25 protein-coding genes and 1 pseudogene are annotated in these 19,145 nt (G+C 67.0%); 8 read left to right on the forward strand and 18 right to left on the reverse strand.

Translation table 11 applies throughout. The annotated features are described in order from the left end of the window. Positions 1 to 2,130 (reverse strand): patatin-like phospholipase family protein (locus VE759_RS17945; RefSeq protein ID WP_324934904.1); only part of this gene is annotated, 2,130 nt, incomplete at its 3' end. Between the two features lie 99 nt (positions 2,131 to 2,229). Between VE759_RS17945 and VE759_RS17950 the strand changes: the two are divergent. Continuing rightward, a pseudogene (locus VE759_RS17950) lies at positions 2,230 to 2,322 on the forward strand (hypothetical protein); the annotation flags it as partial. 4 nt (positions 2,323 to 2,326) lie between these two features. On the opposite strand, the gene VE759_RS17955 reads toward VE759_RS17950, so the two are convergent. Continuing rightward, a complete protein-coding gene (locus VE759_RS17955) occupies positions 2,327 to 3,229 on the reverse strand; it encodes a tyrosine recombinase XerC (RefSeq protein WP_324935001.1) in 903 nt (300 codons plus the stop codon). A gap of 209 nt (positions 3,230 to 3,438) precedes the next feature. Between VE759_RS17955 and VE759_RS17960 the strand changes: the two genes are divergently transcribed. Together VE759_RS17960 and VE759_RS17965 are read left to right on the forward strand one after the other, a co-directional pair. Beyond that, positions 3,439 to 3,768 (forward strand): hypothetical protein, encoded by a 330-nt coding sequence (locus VE759_RS17960; protein ID WP_324934906.1) that lies wholly within the window; start codon positions 3,439 to 3,441, stop codon positions 3,766 to 3,768. A gap of 129 nt (positions 3,769 to 3,897) precedes the next feature. Then, positions 3,898 to 4,188 (forward strand): DUF1330 domain-containing protein, encoded by a 291-nt coding sequence (locus tag VE759_RS17965; protein WP_324934908.1) that lies wholly within the window; start codon positions 3,898 to 3,900, stop codon positions 4,186 to 4,188. A gap of 31 nt (positions 4,189 to 4,219) precedes the next feature. On the opposite strand, the gene VE759_RS17970 is transcribed toward VE759_RS17965, so the two are convergent. Continuing rightward, positions 4,220 to 5,077 (reverse strand): siderophore-interacting protein, encoded by an 858-nt coding sequence (locus VE759_RS17970; RefSeq protein WP_324934910.1) that lies wholly within the window; start codon positions 5,075 to 5,077, stop codon positions 4,220 to 4,222. A gap of 180 nt (positions 5,078 to 5,257) precedes the next feature. Here VE759_RS17970 and VE759_RS17975 point away from each other — a divergent pair, with 180 nt between their 5' ends. The 3 genes from VE759_RS17975 to VE759_RS17985 are packed head-to-tail and all read left to right on the forward strand — an operon-like array spanning position 5,258 to position 7,052. Then, complete coding sequence (locus VE759_RS17975) at positions 5,258 to 5,626, forward strand: metalloregulator ArsR/SmtB family transcription factor (protein WP_324934912.1); 369 nt, start codon at positions 5,258 to 5,260, stop codon at positions 5,624 to 5,626. Next, a complete protein-coding gene (locus tag VE759_RS17980) occupies positions 5,626 to 6,381 on the forward strand; it encodes an MIP/aquaporin family protein (RefSeq protein WP_324934914.1) in 756 nt (251 codons plus the stop codon). Before VE759_RS17975 ends, VE759_RS17980 begins: the two co-directional genes overlap by 1 nt. Beyond that, on the forward strand, positions 6,378 to 7,052 hold the full coding sequence (locus tag VE759_RS17985; RefSeq protein ID WP_324934916.1) for an arsenate reductase ArsC: 675 nt from the start codon (positions 6,378 to 6,380) through the stop codon (positions 7,050 to 7,052). Before VE759_RS17980 ends, VE759_RS17985 begins: the two co-directional genes overlap by 4 nt. Before the next feature lie 87 nt (positions 7,053 to 7,139). On the opposite strand, the gene VE759_RS17990 is transcribed toward VE759_RS17985, so the two are convergent. After that, the gene (locus VE759_RS17990) at positions 7,140 to 7,619 is read right to left on the reverse strand and encodes an ArsI/CadI family heavy metal resistance metalloenzyme (RefSeq protein WP_324934918.1); all 480 of its coding nucleotides are present in this window, start codon (positions 7,617 to 7,619) and stop codon (positions 7,140 to 7,142) included. 104 nt (positions 7,620 to 7,723) lie between these two features. On the opposite strand from VE759_RS17990, the gene VE759_RS17995 reads away from it, so the two are divergent. After that, on the forward strand, positions 7,724 to 8,083 hold the full coding sequence (locus VE759_RS17995; protein ID WP_324934921.1) for an Rv2640c family ArsR-like transcriptional regulator: 360 nt from the start codon (positions 7,724 to 7,726) through the stop codon (positions 8,081 to 8,083). A 25-nt stretch (positions 8,084 to 8,108) separates the two neighbouring features. Here VE759_RS17995 and dprA read toward each other — a convergent pair whose 3' ends face one another. The 9 genes from dprA to rplS all read right to left on the reverse strand — a co-directional run bounded on the left by dprA (position 8,109) and on the right by rplS (position 14,669). After that, positions 8,109 to 9,245 (reverse strand): DNA-processing protein DprA, encoded by a 1,137-nt coding sequence (gene dprA, locus VE759_RS18000; RefSeq protein WP_414687949.1) that lies wholly within the window; start codon positions 9,243 to 9,245, stop codon positions 8,109 to 8,111. Further along, a complete protein-coding gene (locus tag VE759_RS18005) occupies positions 9,242 to 10,753 on the reverse strand; it encodes a YifB family Mg chelatase-like AAA ATPase (protein ID WP_324934923.1) in 1,512 nt (503 codons plus the stop codon). The genes dprA and VE759_RS18005 overlap by 4 nt, the downstream gene beginning before the upstream one ends. After that, positions 10,753 to 11,121: a YraN family protein gene (locus VE759_RS18010; RefSeq protein WP_324934926.1), complete on the reverse strand. Its 369-nt coding sequence runs from the start codon at positions 11,119 to 11,121 to the stop codon at positions 10,753 to 10,755. Before VE759_RS18010 ends, VE759_RS18005 begins: the two co-directional genes overlap by 1 nt. A 131-nt stretch (positions 11,122 to 11,252) precedes the next feature. Then, positions 11,253 to 11,651 carry a heme-binding protein gene (locus tag VE759_RS18015; protein ID WP_324934928.1) on the reverse strand — a complete coding sequence of 133 codons (399 nt, stop codon included), beginning with the start codon at positions 11,649 to 11,651 and terminating at the stop codon, positions 11,253 to 11,255. Positions 11,652 to 11,910: 259 nt separating this feature from the next. After that, positions 11,911 to 12,300, reverse strand: coding sequence for a hemophore-related protein (locus VE759_RS18020; RefSeq protein ID WP_324934930.1), 390 nt, complete (start codon positions 12,298 to 12,300; stop codon positions 11,911 to 11,913). A gap of 102 nt (positions 12,301 to 12,402) precedes the next feature. Continuing rightward, complete coding sequence (locus tag VE759_RS18025; RefSeq protein WP_267316933.1) at positions 12,403 to 12,708, reverse strand: DUF2469 domain-containing protein; 306 nt, start codon at positions 12,706 to 12,708, stop codon at positions 12,403 to 12,405. 40 nt (positions 12,709 to 12,748) lie between these two features. Beyond that, positions 12,749 to 13,441, reverse strand: coding sequence for a ribonuclease HII (locus tag VE759_RS18030; RefSeq protein ID WP_414687950.1), 693 nt, complete (start codon positions 13,439 to 13,441; stop codon positions 12,749 to 12,751). A 6-nt stretch (positions 13,442 to 13,447) separates the two neighbouring features. Then, positions 13,448 to 14,290, reverse strand: a complete 843-nt coding sequence (gene lepB / locus VE759_RS18035) for a signal peptidase I (protein ID WP_324934934.1) — start codon at positions 14,288 to 14,290, stop codon at positions 13,448 to 13,450. Between the two features lie 37 nt (positions 14,291 to 14,327). Beyond that, positions 14,328 to 14,669, reverse strand: coding sequence for a 50S ribosomal protein L19 (gene rplS / locus VE759_RS18040; protein ID WP_324934936.1), 342 nt, complete (start codon positions 14,667 to 14,669; stop codon positions 14,328 to 14,330). Positions 14,670 to 14,938: 269 nt separating this feature from the next. On the opposite strand from rplS, the gene VE759_RS18045 reads away from it, so the two are divergent. Further along, on the forward strand, positions 14,939 to 15,145 hold the full coding sequence (locus tag VE759_RS18045; protein WP_324934938.1) for a hypothetical protein: 207 nt from the start codon (positions 14,939 to 14,941) through the stop codon (positions 15,143 to 15,145). Here VE759_RS18045 and trmD read toward each other — a convergent pair. From trmD to VE759_RS18070, 5 genes are all read right to left on the reverse strand, one after another. Then, a complete protein-coding gene (gene trmD, locus VE759_RS18050) occupies positions 15,142 to 15,819 on the reverse strand; it encodes a tRNA (guanosine(37)-N1)-methyltransferase TrmD (RefSeq protein ID WP_324934940.1) in 678 nt (225 codons plus the stop codon). The genes VE759_RS18045 and trmD overlap by 4 nt on opposite strands. Before the next feature lie 2 nt (positions 15,820 to 15,821). Then, a complete protein-coding gene (gene rimM / locus VE759_RS18055) occupies positions 15,822 to 16,346 on the reverse strand; it encodes a ribosome maturation factor RimM (protein ID WP_324934942.1) in 525 nt (174 codons plus the stop codon). Positions 16,347 to 16,364: 18 nt separating this feature from the next. Continuing rightward, positions 16,365 to 16,607 carry an RNA-binding protein gene (locus VE759_RS18060; protein WP_324934944.1) on the reverse strand — a complete coding sequence of 81 codons (243 nt, stop codon included), beginning with the start codon at positions 16,605 to 16,607 and terminating at the stop codon, positions 16,365 to 16,367. 8 nt (positions 16,608 to 16,615) lie between these two features. Further along, positions 16,616 to 17,182, reverse strand: coding sequence for a 30S ribosomal protein S16 (gene rpsP, locus VE759_RS18065; RefSeq protein ID WP_324934946.1), 567 nt, complete (start codon positions 17,180 to 17,182; stop codon positions 16,616 to 16,618). Positions 17,183 to 17,383: 201 nt separating this feature from the next. Next, entirely contained in the window at positions 17,384 to 18,973 is a 1,590-nt protein-coding gene (locus VE759_RS18070; protein ID WP_324934948.1) for an MASE1 domain-containing protein, read from the reverse strand. Positions 18,974 to 19,145 lie beyond the last annotated feature (172 nt).

Raw genomic sequence — 19,145 nt, forward strand, 5'->3', positions numbered from 1 at the left:
CGCGATGGCCGGCCTTTCGTCGCTGTTAATCTGGTCGAAGGTAATGATCGGCACCGCGGCCGGACCGCCGGTCACGACGAACAGCTTTGCCAAGTTCTCGATCGGAAATGCGCTCAATGGCTGATCGTAGAACCGCCTGAATACCGAATTTTCCCAGTTTTGAAGCCACGCCTTGTGGATGTCGGGCAAGTTGTCGACCACACATCGCGAGTACTTGGCGATACTGACCTTGATTCCGTCCAAGGTCCATCGCATGAACTCGCCGAGTGGCTGGCCATCGATATCGTCTCCCAAGGCGTCCACGTTTCCCAACCAATTGTAAAAGCCGGCGTCGTCGGGATCGTCATACCAGAGGAACCAAATGAGTTGGCTGGAAATCTTCAGTCTGCGTTGGTGGTCATAACTATCGCATAGGCAGTCACCAAGTGTTGCTTCGCTATACGTGTGGTTCGCGACGGGATTGTCCGCAAGTGGTTGCGCGAGAATCGAATCCACAGCTTGCTGCTTGGCCTCGATCAGCACGATGAGGCAGCGGTACAGCCGGTGCTTCCAGCTTTCGAGCATCTCGGCCAGATACGACTGACCCGACGGCCGCTGTGGGGAGTCGTTCGCAAGGCCTTCGAGAACGTCCTCTAAGGCATGAACCCATGCGATCAGGGTGCGCACCCAACCCAGCATTGCGAAGATGTCCGTCGAGAAATCCCAACTGTTCTGGGCCCGAAAATATATATGCCGCAGCCAATCCTTGATCTCCAATGCCTGCGAGGAATTGAGGGCGGCATAGTCGACTGCTGGACGTGGCGGTCGGCAGAGTTCCGACCACGGGTCGGTTAACAGAATCGCAATCCGCTCGGCGTCCAGCGCGATACGACACTTGAGGTACGCCTCTTTGGTAATCAGGTCCTCGATGGTCAGGTCCTCGCCTTTTGTGTCTGCCAACGCGGCCGCCAATGCTTCTTGCCGGGCCCGTATCTGGAGCACTTGGTCGTTGTTCTCACGCAGTGGACCGAGCTCGTCCGCGGCCGATTCCGTGCGCTGCTTGAGCGCCATCGAACCACGGATGACCGGAACCAAACCCAGGGCGCTCGATGCATTCTTGGAGCTTTTCGTTGGTTCGCTCGGGGTGGGCGGCTCGGGGTCCAGGTAGATCAGCCACCGCTTGGACGGCATGGACGCCGGAGCTCGCTGAATACAGCGGATGGCGCGATCGATCGGGATGTTGTCGAAGACCCCACCGTCGATGACGTTGAATGGCTTGTCTGACTTGGCATTTGACCGTGCATACAAGAACGCCCGGGCCATGTCGACGTCAAGGCCAGTGCCAGGGGTGTCTTCGGCCGTGGAATAGATGTCGGCGGGTTCGAATGCACCCGGGAACGACGACGTCGAGCGTGCGGCTAATGCCATGCGGTCCAACGCAATTCCGGCTGATTGCCGGGTGTCATGACCGCCTGGAATCGTGGTGTAATTCGAGGCTAGATCACCCGGATTCTTTACGAACGAGAAGCGAGCGCGGTTGTCGCGATGCGGATTGTGGATGTCGTCCAACAGGGTCGCGGCAAGTTCGACCGCGACCCGGTCAGTTCGCGCGTCTGGGTTGACGAGGGGTTTCCATTTCCCTTCCGCACTGTCCGGATTCGCGATCTTGCCGAGCGCGGTGCGGACGACTGTGAAGAAGCGTCCGTCGCCCTGGAGGATCGACGTCACTCGAGAGAATCCGGGCTTCTGCAATAGGTCCCATATCGCGCCGCACTCGACCCAGGTGCGACGCACCGTATCGTCCATCACGGTGCCGGCGGTCTGGGCCAAGCCGTACAGCACCGCGTTCAAGCCGCCCGCGCTCGCGCCCGCCAGGATGTCGATCTCCACACTGTGGTACTTGGTCAGGGCGAGAAGTTGGCGGTAAATGATCGCCCGTTCGTGATGGCGTTGGTTTTCGCCGTCGGCGAGTGTTAATTCCGTCGCGGAAGTGTTTGGGCAGCTGCACGCGCGCCGGAACAGGTCGAGTTCGGCCACCGCGCCACCGATCCACACCGCAAGGCTGACGCCGCCGCGCATCGCCAAGGCCAACCGCAGCACCCGAGTCTTCGCCGTGCTCGATGTCAGCTCACTCATCACGGGCTCGGCCATCATTCCCTCCGCTGTGACAGCTGTGAGCGCAGCGTAGGTCCGTCGTGCGGCGCGGACTTGCGTAGTCGACTACCTGTTCGGCGCAGCAGCGCCTCGCATTTCGGTGTCAGCTATTGGACGGTGTTCGACGCGTGGCGGGGCCGCGCGTCGGCGATGCCCGACATCGCCGAGGTCATCGCCCTGCTGCGGTGGCGGATCATGCGCGCGGGTGGGCCTGGTCGTGCACGGCACGCAGGCGTGCGACCGACACGTGCGTATAGAGCTGCGTGGTGGCCAGCGTGGAGTGACCCAACAGCTCCTGCACGATCCGCAGATCCGCGCCGCCCTCGAGGAGATGGGTCGCGGCGCTGTGCCGCAGCCCGTGCGGGCCGATGTCGGGTGCGCCATCGACGGCGGCGATGGTCTGGTGCACGACCGTGCGCGCCTGCCGCTGATCGAGCCGCCGGCCGCGGGCGCCCAGCAGTAGCGCCGGTCCCGACGCGCCGTTGGCCAGCGCGGGTCGGCCCTCGGCGAGCCAAGCCGTCAAGGCTGCCTGTGCGGGTTCGCCGAACGGAACGGTGCGTTGCTTGTTGCCCTTTCCCAGAACGCGGATCAGCCTGCGACCGGTGTCGACATCGTCGATGTCCAGACCGCACAGCTCGCCGACCCGAATACCGGTCGCGTAGAGCAGCTCGACGATCAGCCGATCGCGCAGTGCCAACGGATCACCTTGCTGCGTACCGGATTTCGCGGCAGCCATCGCATCGAGCGCCTGGTCCTGGCGCAGCACGGCGGGTAGCGTGCGGCGCGCCTTGGGCAGCTGCAGGCGAGTCGCCGGATCGACGGTGAGCAGCCCGCGTCGCGCCGCCCACGCGGTGAATGTCTTGACCGCCGAGGTGCGACGCGCCAGCGTGGTGCGGGCGGCCCCGGCGGCGGCCTGCGCGGCCAGCCACGAGCGCAGCAGCGGCAAGGTCAGATCGTTCAGCGTCGCATCCGCCTTGCGCGCGGCGAGGTAGTCGAGCAGCGAGCCGATGTCGCCGAGGTAGGCCCGCTGCGTGTGATTCGAACGTCCGCGCTCCAGCGTGAGGTGGTCGGCGAAATCGTCGAGTATCGCGGACAACGCGGGCGGCCGGCGCACGCTTCTACCGTCGCAGACGGCGGCGGTTAAACCGCCTCAGCCACGACCGCGTGTCTCGACGGGACCCCGCCTTGCTGGCAGTAATGGACATCAACTTCGTGATCCTGCCACGCCTGATTCACATCCTGCCAACCCGAACTAAACCGGCTGACCTGCCTGTTTGTGCGACCAGATCAAGAGGAGGCACCGAAATGAAGAGCATTACAACTGCCACACGGTCCGCACAGGCATCGTGGGCGCGACGGCTTGTCGCAGCAGGCGTACTGGCCGGCGCAGCGTTGTCGGCACCGGTCGTCGTGGCCGTCGCCGACTCCGGCGCCCCGTCGGTGCAGGCCGTCGGCGGGCACCACACCGGCCCGGACTACCAATCGATCACCGGTGCCAGGGTTGGCGCCCCCAGCGAGCAGGAGGTCAGCATCTACGGCGGCAGCCACAAGCATCTGTGGGTTGAGCAACAGCTGTACGGCCCTGGTGTGGTTGACGTTCCGCAGGTCGACTCCAGCGTTCACCAAAGTCGCTGACGCAGGCTGCCTGGAAGCCGCACCGTCGTGGGGAGACCCGCTCGGTGCGGTTTTGTCGTTCACGTGAGAATCTCGAAGCGCTTGCGGTGCAGAGGAAAACGAGCTTGATGCTGCGAGTACGGTGACGCGGTGACCGTTTATGCCATCGCCCAACTGAGGTTCACCGACCGCGCGGCTTACGATCGGTATCAGGCGGGATTCATGCAGGTGTTCGGCCAGCACCGCGGAACCGTCCTGGCCAGCGACGAGTCGCCTCGGGTGGTGGAGGGGCAGTGGGACCGGGACAAGGTGGTGCTGCTGGCCTTTCCCGACGAGGTGGCGTTTTATCGCTTCGCCAACTCGCCGGAGTACCAGGAGATCGCCAAGCACCGCCACCAGGGCGCCGACACAGTCCTGCTGCTCGTCAGGGGCTTGCCGTAAAACCAGAACTCGCGCGGCACCGGGCGATCGACTAGCCGGCGCCGGCTTCGGCCTCCGCCTCCGCGAGTTCGCGCTTCCACTGCCGGAACGTCTCCTCGGTGCGGCCGCGGCGCCAGTACCCGGAGATCGACGACGCCCATTTGGCGTCGACGCCGCGTTCCTTGCGGATGTAGGGCCGAAGGTTGTGCATCACGGCCTGGGCTTCGCCGTGGATGAACACCTGCACCTGACCGGGCAGCCAGTGGGCTTCCTTGACCGCGCCGATTAGCGGGGCATGATCACCGGCGCGGTCCTCTCCCACCAGGTCGGCGCGACCGCCGCGGTATATCCAGTTGATCTGCGCGCTCGCCGGAGACCGCAGCGAGATCTCGTCGTCGGGGCCTGCCACCTCGAGAAACACCTTCGCGACGGCTTCGGCGGGCAACGCCTCCAAGGCCGCGGCGATCGCGGGTATGGCCGACTCGTCGCCGGCCAGCAAATGCCAATCGGCCGCTGGGTCGGGGGCGTAGGCGCCGCTTGGCCCCATCAAGTACAAGGGTTGACCGGGCCGCGCGGCGGCGGCCCACGGCCCGGCCACGCCGTGGCCGCCGTGGACCACGAAATCGATCGCGATCTCGCGACGTTCCGGATCGGCCCAGCGCACAGTGAAGGTGCGGATCGCGGGCTGATGCTCGGCGGGCAGTTCGCGGAAACTGTCCAGCGTCAGCGGTGCCGGCAACGCCCTGACGTCGACATCCTCGCGGACGAACAGCAACTTGCAGTACCCGTCGGTGTATTCGTTCGGCACAAACGTGTCAAAGCCGCTCCCGCCGAGCACCACCCGGACGAGGTGTGGCGACAGCTGTTCCTTGCGAACGACTTCGAAGCTGTGCACCGGGCGTCCAGCCACTTATCCTCCCGAGGTTTGTTAGCTAATCTTTCAATGGTACGGAAGGTTGACGCACCCGCCTTTCGGGGTCGTCGCGGATCGGCCGGACGGCGGCCAGTGGTTGGCCGGCGGGTCGCCACTTCAGCGAAATTCACGTGATGTTCGGTTGAGTCCCGTTTCGATCGCTGTCAATATCGATGGATGTCGAAGTCCCGGCTGCCGTTGATCGAGGTGTCGGGCTGTGAGGTCGCGCCGCTAGTGCATGAGCCGCTGTCTGCGGAGGCGGCCGCCGAACTGGCCAAAAAGCTCAAGGCGCTGTCGGATCCGGTGCGGCTCCGGCTGCTCAGCGTGGTGGCCAGCCACACCGGTGGGGAGGCCTGCGTCTGTGACGTGTCCGCCGGCATCGAAGTCGGTCAACCGACGATCTCCCACCACTTGAAGGTGCTGAAAGCAGCGGGGCTTCTGACCAGCGAACGGCGCGGCTCGTGGGTCTATTACCGCGTGATTCCACAAGCGCTGCACCAGCTTTCCCAGCTCCTTGGTGCCAACGCAGTCAGTGCGAGCCGATAATGAGCGCGACGGCGTTGCCGCGGCGGCTGCTGGCCGAGTTTGTGGGCACCGCCCTGCTGGTGGCCGTGGTGATCGGGTCCGGAATCGCGGCCGCCCAACTGTCGCCCAACGACGTGGGGCTGCAGCTGCTGGAGAACTCGACGACCACCGCGTTCGGGCTGGCGGTGTTGATTCTATTGTTCGGGCCAATCTCCGGTGCGCACTTCAATCCCGTGGTCACCGGGGCGGACTGGCTGCTGGGCCGCCGCGCGGGCACCGGTATCACCGCCGGACACGCCGCCGCCTATCTGGTGGTCCAGGTGGCCGGCGGGATCGGCGGGGCGGCGCTGGCCAACGTGATGTTCGACCGGAAGATCTTGGAGCTCTCCACAAAAAACCGCATCAGCCCGGGCCACCTTATCGGCGAGGTGGTGGCCACCGCCGGGTTGATCGCGCTGATCTTCGCGTTGGCCCGCACCGGGCGGGCGGCCTCGTCGGCGGCCGCGGTGGGCGCCTACATCGGCGCCGCGTATTGGTGGACGTCATCGACGAGCTTTGCAAACCCTGCGGTTACGGTAGGGCGTCTGTTCTCCAACAGTTTCGCCGGCATCTCCCCATCGTCGGCACCGGGTTTCATCGCCGCGCAGATTGTCGGCGCCCTCATCGGCCTGGCGCTGATCGTCACGCTTTACCCGGAGGCGGCCCGTGTCGCCGACGAGGTCGTCGTCGCGCACCACAACAGGAAAACAACTGTCGAGCAATGGAGTTCGTCATGACCGAAAGCCCCGCCCCGTTGGCCCACCACGTGCGCCGCGACTTATCGATTGATCAGCAGCTGGCGCTGCGCACCGCCGCGACCCGGCTGCAACGCGAATTCGCTGAAACGTTCGGCGTGGAGACGGTCGAGCGGTTCCTCTACTGCTCCTATGACCAGTTCGCCGGCCGGGCCACCGTCGCGAACTACCTGCCGCTTTTGGCCGAACGCTTTGCGCGCCAACGCCTCAACGCCCTCGCGCGTGTTGAGGGCAAGATCAGCGACGGCAAACCGACGGTGCTGTTCTTGTGCACCCACAACGCCGGGCGCTCGCAGATGGCGTTGGGCTTTTTCACCCACATGGCCGGCGATCGGGCGGTGGCCTGGTCGGGCGGATCCGAACCCGGCTACGAAATCAACCCCGCCGCACGGCAAGCGATGGCCGAGGTGGGCATCGACATTTCCGCCGAGTTCCCCAAGCCCTGGACCGACGAGATCGTGCAGGCCGTTGACGTGGTCATCACGATGGGCTGCGGGGACGCCTGCCCAATCTTTCCTGGGAAACGCTACGAGGAGTGGGCGGTGGCCGACCCCGCCGGCCAAGACCTCGACGCGGTGCGACCGATCCGCGACCACATCGAAGAACGCGTGCGCCGCTTGCTGAGCGAACTCAACGTCGCTTCCGGCGGCTAAACACCCACCACAACACACCTGGCCGCAAACGACGTGGTGAACAGTGCGCCTCGAGGGTCGGCGGCCGCCGACCCGACTGCCATCGCATCAGCACGACGCGGCGGTTGTCGCGTCCCTGTCGGTCGACGCGTTGTCGGTTGTCGCGCACGAGCAGCCGCCGGTCGGGTCGCTCGCGGGCGCCTCCGTGCCGGTGCCGAAGGTTTCGGAGTCGGCGAGAACGGTGTACACCTCCCACTTTTGGCCCGAGGGTCCGGTCACCCACACCTTGTCCTGGGTGGCGAAGCAACACGTGGTGCCGATTTCCTCTTCGGTGAACAGGCCCTCGGCGGTTAGCCGAGCTATTTCGGCATGCACGCTGTCGCTGGAATTGACCTCTACCCCAAGGTGATTGAGGGTGCCGCCGTGCCCTGGATTTTCGAACAGCACCAGCTTGAGCGCAGGCTCGTCGATGGCGAAGTTCGCGTAGCCGTCCTTGAGCTTGGCCGGTTCGGCGTTGAACAACTTCGAGTAAAACCTGACCGCCTCGTCGAGGTCGTCGACGTTCAGGGCGAGTTGGATGCGGGACATGGTGGCGACCTCCGAGACCTTTGAGACATATATCGAACTAACTTGTTCGTGGCTAAGCATGCCACCTTTTTGATATATGTCAACATCCCTGGCAGGATTGGGGTATGCCGAAAACACTTCCCCCGGTCGACATCACCGCGCCGGTATGCTGCCCTCCGGTAGCCGCCGGCCCGATAAGCGACGACGATGCGCTGGAGGTGGCGCTGCGGCTCAAGGCCTTGGCCGATCCCGTCCGGGTCAAAGTGATGTCGCTGCTCTTCAGCTCGGCGGCTGGCGAGGAAAACGGCGGGGAGCTCGCCGCGACTCTTGGCCTGAGCGAGTCGACGGTGAGTCATCACCTGAGCCAGCTGCGACGAGCCGGACTCGTCGAATCCATTCGCCGGGGAATGAACGTCTACCATCGCCCGAGCCGCGCTTCGCTGGCGGCGTTGTGCACCGTCCTGGACCCGAACTGCTGCCGCTGACCCGGATCGGTGGGTGCCGCCCCGCTTAAACCAAGCGTCTCGCCAGCCGCCACTTTCCGTCGTTTTCCACCACCAGGCCGGCCAGTTCCAACATCGCCAACCCGCCCTGCAGCTCGGCGACCGGCAGCCCCGACCCCAGGGCCAATTCGGCGGTGGACCGCGCACCCCGGGCGGGCAGCGCTTCGTAGACACGCTTCTCGCTGTCGGTGAGCCCGTCCAACGGTGACGTCGGATGGTCCGGCTCGAGCGCCAGTTCTCCTGCCCTGCCGACGATCTCGACCACGTCGTCGGCCCGGGTAACCAGCTCGGCCCCGGCGCGGATCAGCGCGTGGCAACCCGCCGAGGCCGATGACGTCACCGGTCCCGGCACCGCGCACACGACCCGGCCCAGCGCCCGCGACCACGCGGCGGTGTTGGCGGCGCCGCTGCGGAATCCCGCCTCCACGACGACCGTCACGCCCGACAGCGCCGCCACCAGCCGATTGCGCACCAGAAACCGGTGTCGTGCGGGACGAACGCTGGGCGGGTACTCGCTGATTACGACGCCGTGCGACCGGATGCGGTGCAGCAGCGCCGCATGCCCGCCCGGATACGGCACGTCCACCCCACCGGCCAGCACCGCCACGGTCATCCCGTCAACCGACAATGCCGATCGGTGTGCGGCGCCGTCAATGCCATACGCCGCGCCGGATACCACCGCGACGTCGCGTTCACACACGCCCGCGGCCAACTCGGCGGCCACCTGTTCGCCGTACCCGGTCGCGGCCCGGGTGCCGACGATCGCGGCCGCGCGCTGCGCGATGTCGTCCAGCGCCGCACCGCCGATCACCCATAACACCAGCGGCGCGGTCCCGCCGGGATGCAGCCGGTCATCCACACCGCCGAAGGCCGCGAAGGCGAGCGCGGGCCATTCGGCGTCGGCGGGCGTGACAAGCCGGGCACCCAGCCTCGCCGCCACGCGCAGATCCTCCGCGGCGTGATCCTGTTGTCGCCGCGCCCGCGTGTGGCGAGCCAGATCCTCGCAGACCTCATCGCGTCTGACACGTTCGGCGGCCTCGACCGGCCCCACATCGGCAACAAGGGACGCGAGCTGCGCGCACGGCGGCTCGGCGACTCTGGACAGGTATGCCCACGACATCGGTTCGTTCATCGGTTCGTTCATCGGTCCGCTCCCATCTGCCGAAATCCCATGGCCGCCTTGACCTCCTCGACGCCCGGCTGCGTGCGGCCGGCCAAGTCCGCAAGCGTCCAAGCGACGCGCAGTGTCCGGTCGACGCCGCGAACCGAAACCAGCCCGCGATCCAGCGCCTTGCGTAATGGCTGCATCGCGTCGGAGCCGAGCCGATACCGTTGGCGCAGAAACGAACCCGACACTTCGGCATTGGTCCGCACGCCGTGGCGCCGCCACCGCTCGGCCGCGGCGGCACGTGCGCGGGCCACCCGTTCCCGCACCGCCTGTGTCGGCTCACCCTTTTCGTCGGTCAGCGCCTTTGTCCGCACCGGATGCATCTCGACCCGCAGGTCGACGCGGTCCAGCAGCGGGCCGGACAGCTTGCCGAGATAACGCCGCTTGGCCGCGGCCGCGCAGATGCAGTCCCGCGGGTCGGCCGGCGCACACGGGCACGGGTTGGCCGCCATCACCAACTGGAACCTCGCGGGATAGATCACCACGCCGTCGCGGCGGGCGAGTCGAATTTCCCCGTCTTCCAATGGCGTTCGCAGCGCCTCCAACGCACGCACGCCGATCTCGGCGCACTCGTCGAGGAAGAGCACGCCGCGATGGGCCCGGCTGACCGCGCCCGGCCGGGCCAGGCCGCTCCCGCCGCCGACGAGCGCGGCCACGCTCGACGTGTGATGCGGCGCGACGAAGGGCGGCCGGGTGATCAGCGGCGTGGCCGCCGAGAGCAGTCCGGCCACCGAATGGATCGCGGTGACCTCAAGCGCTTCTTCCTCGGTCAACGGCGGCAGCAGGCCCGGAAGCCGCTGGGCCAGCATGGTTTTGCCGATCCCGGGCGGGCCGGTCAGCATCAGATGGTGGGCGCCGGCCGCGGCCACTTCGACGGCGAACCGCGCCTGCGGCTGCCCGATGACATCGGCCAGATCGGGAATCGCGGGTAAGTCGTCGACGTCGATGCCAGTGCCGCGCGCCAGCTCGCCGGCGCCGTTGAGCCATGCCTGCACCTGCGGCAGCGTGCCGGCGCCGAACACCTCGAGCCCGTCGACCAGGCCGGCCTCCGCCAGGTTGTCGGTCGGAACCACCGCCGCTGGCCAGCCGTCCCGCTTGGCGGCCAACACGGCCGGCAGCACGCCGCGCACCGGCCGTATCCGCCCGTCGAGCGCCAGCTCGCCGAGCAGCACCGTCTTGTCCAACCGGGCCGGAGCCAGCTTGCGGTTGGCCGCCAACACCGCCGCCGCCAGCGCAACGTCGTAGACCGAGCCCATCTTCGGCAGCGTCGCCGGCGACAGCGCCAGCGTCAGCCTCGACATCGGCCAGCTGTTGCCGCAGTTCATGATCGCCGCGCGCACGCGATCGCGGGACTCCTGCAGCGCGGCGTCGGGCAGCCCGACGAGGTGCACACCGGGCAGGCCGGCGGTGATGTCGGCCTCTATCTCGACGATCTCGCCCGCTACGCCGCGCACCGCCACCGAGAACGCCCGACCGAGCGACATCAGCCCACGCCCTGCAGGTGCGTGATCTCCGGGGTGCGCCGCCGCCCGACGCGCACGCCGATCACGTCGATCCGGATTGCCGCCCAGCGACTGTCCTGCTCGGCCAGCCACAGCCCGGCCAGCCGCCGCAGCCGGCGCACCTTGGCCGGCGTGACCGCCTCGGCGAGCCCGCCGAATTCATCGGTGGTGCGGGTCTTCACCTCGACGAATACCGCGGTCCGTGTCGCCGGATCGGTCGCGATCAGATCCAGTTCCCCATATCGGCACCGCCAGTTGCGGCCAAGCAGGCGCAAACCCAGGGTGTTCAGATGTTCGGCGGCCAGCCGCTCCCCGAGTGCGCCCAGTTCGGCACGGGTCATTGTCGTCATGGCGCCACAATGGGGTGCCGCGCCGACAATCCCGTCGGCGATCCGGCGGGTTATCCACAGTCAGGCGGTCATGCACAAAAGACCGCCGCCGCGGCGGGTGCCGCGGTGGTGGCTCGTTGTCGTTGTGGCGCTTACAAGGGTGAGGCGAACGCCTGCAGAAGCGCAGCGATCTGCGCCGCAGACACGGTCTGGTTGCACGAGGTCCGAAGATCCGTGAGCGGCTGAGCGAGTCCCTTCAGATCGTTGTACTCCTTCATGTGGCTGGCGAAGTACGCCCGCAGATTTGCCTGCGCCTGGTCGGGCGTCTCCGTCCCGGCGCCGGTAATGGCCTGATTCGCGTCGGGATTGCCGTCCAGATAATCTCCCGCCCGCGCGGTTACCCCGCTGACCGTGTGGGCCAGTCCCGCAGCCGTGCACTGGGCGGGTTGGGCACCCGCCGACGGCAGCGCGATCGAGATGCCCGCGCAGACCGCGCAGCCGGCAAACACCCCCGCGAGCACCCGCCGCGCATTGATTGCACTCATCTTCATTGCTGATTCCTTCGAGTTTGCGATTGGGTCGCTTCCCCGATCCCGGCCACGGGGTACAGGAAAGCTATAGGGGGCAGTATCCTCCGCGCGGGCGCGCGAAACAGCACACCGCCGGCGTTGCATCAATCAGACCGTGATGTGGGTACCACAGCAACGATCCCGCTGAGGCCGGGGACGGATGCCCGAGGAAGATCGGCTGAAGACCGTCGCACCGTCGGCGATGGTGTCGTGCGGCGCCGGTGGATGCCGGCGATCGATGCTAGGCGGCCATCGCGTCGAACAGGCGCGCAATCTGGGCAGGCGCCACATTCACCTGGCACTGCTGGCGCAGGGTGGCCAACGGCCGGGCGATCCTTTGCAGTTCGGCCCACTGATCCTGGTGGGCGACGAAGTACGTCCGAAGCGCCGTCTCGGAGTCCGCCTGCGAGCCGGAGTTGGTGACGGCCTGATTGGCGTCGGCATGAGTCCCCAAAAATCCGCCCGTGTCCGCGGCCACCTTACCGATTGTGGTGGTGAGATTGGCTGCGGTGCACTGCGGCTGGGCGGTAGCCGTTGGGACCACAATTGTCGCGGCTGCCAGACATCCGAGCGCACCGACGGCAATAGCACCAAAGACGCCGCGGTGGATATTGCTGCTGAAGATCAGCATTTCTTCTTCCCCTTGCATTGTGTTTCCCCGACGCAAGGCTGAATTTACGCGCGGCCGGGCCGATACAAGCCGGGGTTGGCGGAACGGCGCTGCTATCCGGGGCTATTCGGGCAGGCGCAGCTCGGGTTTTTCCACCTCTTCGATGTTCACGTCCTTGAACGTGATCACGCGCACCTGCTTGACGAACCGGGCGGGACGATACATGTCCCAGACCCAGGCATCGGCGAGCCGCAGCTCGAAATACACCTCACCCTCGGCGTTGCGGGGGATCAACTCCACGCTGTTGGCCAAGTAGAAGCGCCGCTCGGTTTCAACCACATAACTGAACTGACCGACGATGTCCTTGTATTCGCGGTAGAGCGAGAGCTCCATCTCGGTTTCATACTTTTCGAGATCTTCGGCACTCATCGACACAGCTGTCCTTCGCTCGGTGTGCACATATCTTTCCTCACCCGTTCTCCAGCCGCTCCTGGGCCATCGCCTCGTTGAAGACGGGAACCGCGTTGCGCACATTGATAAACGAGTATCGGTGCTCGCTGCACGGTCCGAGCGCGGCCAACGCGGCACCGTGCGCGGGTGTGCAGTAACCCTTGTGGTCGGCGAACCCATACCCGGGAAACTGCCCGTCCAGCTTCACCATCAGCGTGTCGCGACTGACCTTGGCCAACACGCTGGCAGCCGCTATCGACGCCGCGACGCCGTCGCCGCCGATCACCGGCAACGAGGGCATCGGCAATCCGGGCACCCGGAATCCGTCGGAAAGGACATAGCCCGGCCGGACCCGCAGCCCCGCGACCGCGCGCCTCATGCCCTCGATATTGGCCACGTGCACACCGCGACGGTCCACCTCGGCGGGCGGCACGAATACCACGTGGTAGGCCAGCGCATACCGGCAGATCAGCGGGAACAGCGCCGCCCGGGCCTTTTCGGTGAGCTTCTTCGAGTCGTCCAGCTCGGCCAGGCTCTTGAGCCGGTTCGGGCCGAGCACACACGCCGCGATCACCAGCGGGCCGGCACACGCGCCGCGGCCGACCTCGTCGACCCCGGCCACCGGCCCAAGGGCGCTGTTGTACAACGCCGACTCCAGGGTGCGCAGCCCCGTCGACTTCCGAATAACCGCGCGAGGCGGCCACGTGCCCATGACCTGCTACTCCCCGCGCTGAATGTTCACCGACCTCACAAGTCCCCACCTCGACGGCGGCCAGGCGATGAATCTCGCCTTTCCGATGACATTGTCTATCGGAACCGTGCCGGACATCGGGTCACCGGTGCATTGGATGCCGCGTTGCGAATCGGCGGGCGTGCTCGTGCAGTGCGCACGCGAATCGGCCGAATGGGTGCGGTTATCGCCCATCACCCACAACCGGCCGGACGGGACCGTGACCGGCCCGAACTCCGGGCCTAGGCAGGGATAGACGGCGGGATCGGCCATCATCGTCTGCGGACTCAGAAACGGCTGGTAAAGCGGCTTGTCGTTGACGGTCAGCCCGGTGCTCGCCCGGCACTCCACGGTCTGGCCGCCTGTCGCGATCACCCGCTTGACCAGGTCGTTCTCGTCCGGGGGCACGAACCCCACGACTGACAACGTGTTCTGCACCCAACGCACCGCGGTGTTTTGCGAGCGGATCGACTTGTAGCCGATGTTCCAGTTCGGCGGGCCCTTGAACACGATCACGTCGCCGGGCTGCGGCGAGCCGAAACGGTAGGTGAGCTTGTCCACCATGATGCGGTCGCCGACGCAGCCCGTGCAGCCGTGCAGCGTGGGCTCCATCGACTCCGACGGGATGAGGTAGGGCCGCGCCACGAACGTCAGCATCAGGTAGTAGAGCACCACGGCGATCGAGATCAGGATCGCCGATTCGCGCAGCGTGGACTTCTTCTTCTGCTCGTCCTCGCGTTTGTCGTCCGGTTTGTCCTCGGCGGGCGCGGCTTGTTCGTTCGTCGCGGCCGGTGACGATGACGAGTCGGCCGGATCGGCGGTGTCGGTCACGAGATCAGCGTAGCCAGCGCCCGGCGCAACGCCGTGATCAGCGCTTTTCCTTGATCTTGGCCTTCTTGCCGCGAAGCTCGCGCAGGTAGTACAGCTTGGCCCTGCGCACGTCGCCGCGGGTCACCACCTCGATATGGTCGATGTTGGGCGAGTGCACCGGGAACGTCCGCTCCACGCCCACGCCGTAGCTCTCCTTGCGCACGGTGAACGTCTCGCGGACGCCGCCGCCCTGCCGGCGGAGCACCACGCCCTTGAACACCTGGATGCGTTCCTTCGAGCCCTCGATCACCTTGACGTGCACGTTGACGGTGTCGCCGGGGCCGAAGGCCGGGATGTCGTCGCGCAGAGAACTCTGGTCGACGAAGTCCAGCGTGTTCATCGCTACTTCCTTGCGGTCGCGGCTCTGAAGCACATGCGCTCGCGCGGGGCGCGAAGCGGTCGCCGAGCCGATGGATTGGCGTCGTGGTGTTCCGCGCGGGCGGCTGCCCAGGCCGCGCAGACAACTGGTCAATTGTGCCAGAAGGGCGGCGGCCAGTGAAATCGGCCGAAGCACCACCTGACAGCGCGCGTGCTGCCGGCTACTAACCTGACCGGTGCCCGGGGGCGTGGCGAGCCCTGCGCCCTGACGTCGAAAACCCAAGGAGGGGTATGCGGTCCGACACGTCACGCCTGATCGCGGCGATGGCAGCAGTGCTGAGCCTGGCACTGGTCACCGGCTGCCAAGCCAAGGTCCACGGGCATTCATTGGGCAGGCACGACGCCGGTCCGCACGTGATGGCTCCCGGGCCGATGGCGCGGACGGAGCCCCCGCCCGATGCGCCACCGGCGATGTTCCCTGGCCGGCGGGTCGACTAATCCAACAGATCCGGCCGGCGCTCGCGGGTCCGCTCCAGCGCCGCACGCCTGCGCCACTCGGCGATCTTCGCGTGATCGCCGGAGAGCAGCACATCGGGTACGTCGAGGCCGCGCCAGCTGGGCGGGCGGGTGTAGCTCGGGCCTTCCAGCAGCCCGTCGGAATGCGAATCGTCTTGGTGTGATAGGGGATTGCCGATCACTTCGGGCAGCAGCCGGACGACCGCCTCGATCATCACGACGGCGGCGGACTCGCCGCCCGGCAGCACGTAATCACCGATCGAGACCTCCTCCACACGCATCCGGCGCGCCGCGTCGTCGACGACACGCTGGTCGATGCCCTCATAGCGGCCACACGCGAAAACCAGGTGCGCCTCGGTGCTCCACCGCTGGGCCGTCGACTGGTCGAACAGTCTGCCCGCAGGCGTGGGAACAACGAGAAGCGTTTGAGGAGTGCAGATTTCGTCCATCGCCTCGCCCCAGACCGGCGCTGTCATCACCATCCCGGGACCGCCGCCGTATGGCGCGTCGTCCACCGAGCGGTGCACATCATGTGTCCAGCGCCGCAGGTCATGCACGCCGAACACGACGGTGCCCGACTCGATCGCCCTGCCCGGCAACGATTGCCGCAAGACGTCCAGGTAGCCGGGAAAGATCGTGATGACGTCGATGCGCACGCCTACCTCAGCTCCAACAGGCCCTCGGGCGGATCGATCTCAATCATGTGCTCCGGCAACGACACTGACGTCACGATGGCGCTGACGAAGGGAACCAGGACTTCCTGCCCGCCGGCGGGCGGTCGCACGGCAAGCAATTCGCCCGCGAGCGTGTGCAGCACCTCCGCGACGATTCCCACGTCGCGGCCGGCGGTCGTGCGCACGTGCAGCCCCTCCAACTGGTGGTCGTAGAACTCGTCTGGATCATCGATCGGCGGCAGCTCGTCGGAGTCCACGACGAAGACGACGCCACGCAGCGCGTCCGCCGCGTCGCGGTCGGCGACACCGGCGAGCCGGACCAGCAACCGCCCGCCGTGCTCGCGCACGGACTCGACGGTGTAGCGGCGCTCGGCGCCGTCGCCGGGCGGCTTGGCACGCAGCGAGGAGCCCCGAGCAAACCGACTTTGCGGATCGTCGGTGCGGATTTCGACGACGACCTCACCGGTGACGCCGTGCGTCTTGACGACGCGGCCGACCATCAACTCCATGTTGGCGGAGCGCCTCGGCTACTGGTCGGTGTCCACCACGTCGACGCGGATGCCGCGGCCGCCGATGCCGGCGACCAGCGTGCGCAGCGCGGTGGCGGTGCGACCGCCGCGGCCGATGACCTTACCCAGGTCGTCGGGATGGACGTGGACCTCGACCGTGCGGCCGCGCCTGCTGGTCACCATGTCGACGCGGACATCGTCGGGATAGTCGACGATGCCGCGGACCAAGTGCTCGACTGCGTCGACGACGACTGAGCTCATTGCGGTGCTCAGCTCTCGGCGATGGCGGTGGCGTCGGGACCTTCGGCGGCCGGTTCGGACTTATCGGCCGCACCCGAGGGCTCGGCGGTCGCCTCGGCCTCGGCGGCCTCGGGGGTTTCGGCGGCCTCGGGCGTTTCGGCGGGCGTTTCGGCGGCCTTGGCGGTCTTCTTGGCCGGCGCCTTCTTCGCGGCGGCCTTCTTCTTCGGCGTGGTGGCCTCGGTCGTCGGCGCGCCCTCGGCCTCGGCCAGCGCGGCGTTGAACAGCTCGAGCTTGCTCGGCTTGGGCGCGGCGACCTTCAACGTGCCCTCGGCCCCGGGCAGTCCCTTGAATTTCTGCCAGTCCCCGGTGATCTTCAGCAGCTTGAGCACCGGCTCGGTGGGCTGGGCCCCGACGGAAAGCCAGTACTGGGCACGCTCCGAGTCGATCTCGATCAGGCTCGGCTCGTCCTTCGGGTGATAGCGCCCGATGATCTCGATGGAGCGGCCGTCGCGGCGGGTGCGGGCGTCGGCGACGGCGATGCGGTACTGGGGATTGCGGATCTTGCCAAGCCGGGTCAGCTTGATCTTGACAGCCATGGTCGAAACTTCTCCTGTGGGTATCACGCTGCAATTCAGCGATGCCGGGCGGCGTGCCCGGATCCGGTTTTGCCTCGCGTGGGTCTGACCGCGAACCGGCCGTAGTCGGGTCCACGGACAGCCGACCATTGTGCCAGAACGCCGGTCGGCAGTGGAAATCCACCGGGCCGGCGCCCGTTAACAACCGCCTGGACAGTACATCTAGCGCGTCGTAACGGCGCCGTTGGCGGGGGTGAGTGGAAGCTCTGCGCGCACGCTGGTGCCCGCCCCCCGGGGGCTGTCAAGGAAGATCCGGCCGCCGATTGCCTCCACGCGGTCTTTGAGCCCTCCCAGGCCGGTGCCCTGGGCGAAGGAGGCGCCGCCCACGCCGTCGTCGCGGACCGTGACGCACAGGACATCCCCGTCGACGTCGACCCGGACGGTGACGGCGCTGGCCTGTGCGTGCTTGGCCGCGTTGGTCAACGCCTCCCCCACCAGGTAGTAGGCGCTGACCTCCACCTCGTCCGGGAGCCGGCCATCGAGATGCACCTCGAGGTCGACCGGTACCGCGGCGCGGCTGGCGAGGACCTTGAGGGCCGGAGGCAGCCCCCCGGCGGCCAACACCTGCGGGTGGATGCCCCGGGCGATCTCCCGCAAGTCGTCCAGCGCGCCGACTGCGTCGGCAAGTGCGCGGTGGATCTCCGCGCTGAGTTCGCCGAGGTGAGGGGGCACGCCCGCGTGCGCCATGCGAAGCTGCAGGATCAGGCAAACCAGTCGCTGCTGGGCGCCGTCGTGCAGGTCCCGCTCCATCCGCCGCCGGGCCTCGTCGGTGGCCGTCACGATCCGGGTTCGTGAAGCGGTCAGCTCGGCCACCTGGGCGGCCAGCACCAGCCCGGTCAGGGTCAGGACCGCCAAAAACAGCTGCACCAGCCACAGCGCCAGGTTGTAGTTGGTCCCGGTCCCGGCGCTGGCGGCGAACGGGCCGTGGCCGGTCAGCGTGGCCCATTGGGCGAGGCTGGCGACGACGGCGGCGGCCGTGGTGGCCCCCCGGGTGCCGAATCGCAGCGAGGCCCAACCGACTATGGGCAGGGTCAAGTAGGTGAAGAAAGTCGGTTGCCAGCGCCAGAACACGGCCCACGTCACCAGGACGAGCAGTGTCGCGACGACAGCGGCCTCGAACACCGCGTACCGGGACCGGATGGGCCCGCCGCGCTCGGTGGCCCAGGCCAGGATCAGCCCGCCGACGAGCAACACGCCGAGAGCGTCTCCGGTCCACCACCGCGCCATCATGGCCAGATACGGGCCCGAAGCCGGCACGGAAAGCCTGGCGAACGGCGGCCCGGTCAGGGCTTCCAGCACCGGCCCCGCGATGGCGCCGCCGACCACGAACGCGACCAGGTCCTTGCGCCGGCTCAGCAGCGGGACGCCACCTACCCACCGCCGCACCAGCCATGCGCTCAGCGCCGGGCCGATGGTGTTGGAGAGCGCCAGCCCGAATGCCGTCGCCAGCGTCTCGTGCAAGGCGAAGTGGCTCACCAGCTCGGTGGAATACGTGGCCACCAAGACCACCGGCCACAGCTGGCGGGGTACAAGGAGCAGGGCAGCGACCGTGACCCCGTCGCCGGGGAAAAAGGGGACCCCAGTCGAGGGAGTGTGACTCTCTTGGTAAACAATCACCTGGCCGACGGCGTGAGCCGCCGCAACCGCGGTGAACAGCACCACTGCCTGAGACCAGCGAGAGCGAGAAGTTGCCGATCTACTCGCCGGCAGCACCGAGCTGGTGTGGCCGCCACTGAATCGCGGCCGGGTCATGTGGTCCCGCGCCGACTGGTACACGGCTGGCTATCCGGCACCAGCCTCCTCCTGTTAGCTGTGCCAAAAGAAGCATATAAGAGGGCCTGGGGCGCTGCTCAGGATCGGGCAGCCCGCCGCGAAGAGCGTTTGTTCCCAAACATTTCGGCCGGATTTGGCACCTGCGGGAAAT

This window comes from Mycobacterium sp., from assembly GCF_035640695.1.
In the GTDB taxonomy this organism is placed as follows: Bacteria; Actinomycetota; Actinomycetes; order Mycobacteriales; family Mycobacteriaceae; genus Mycobacterium.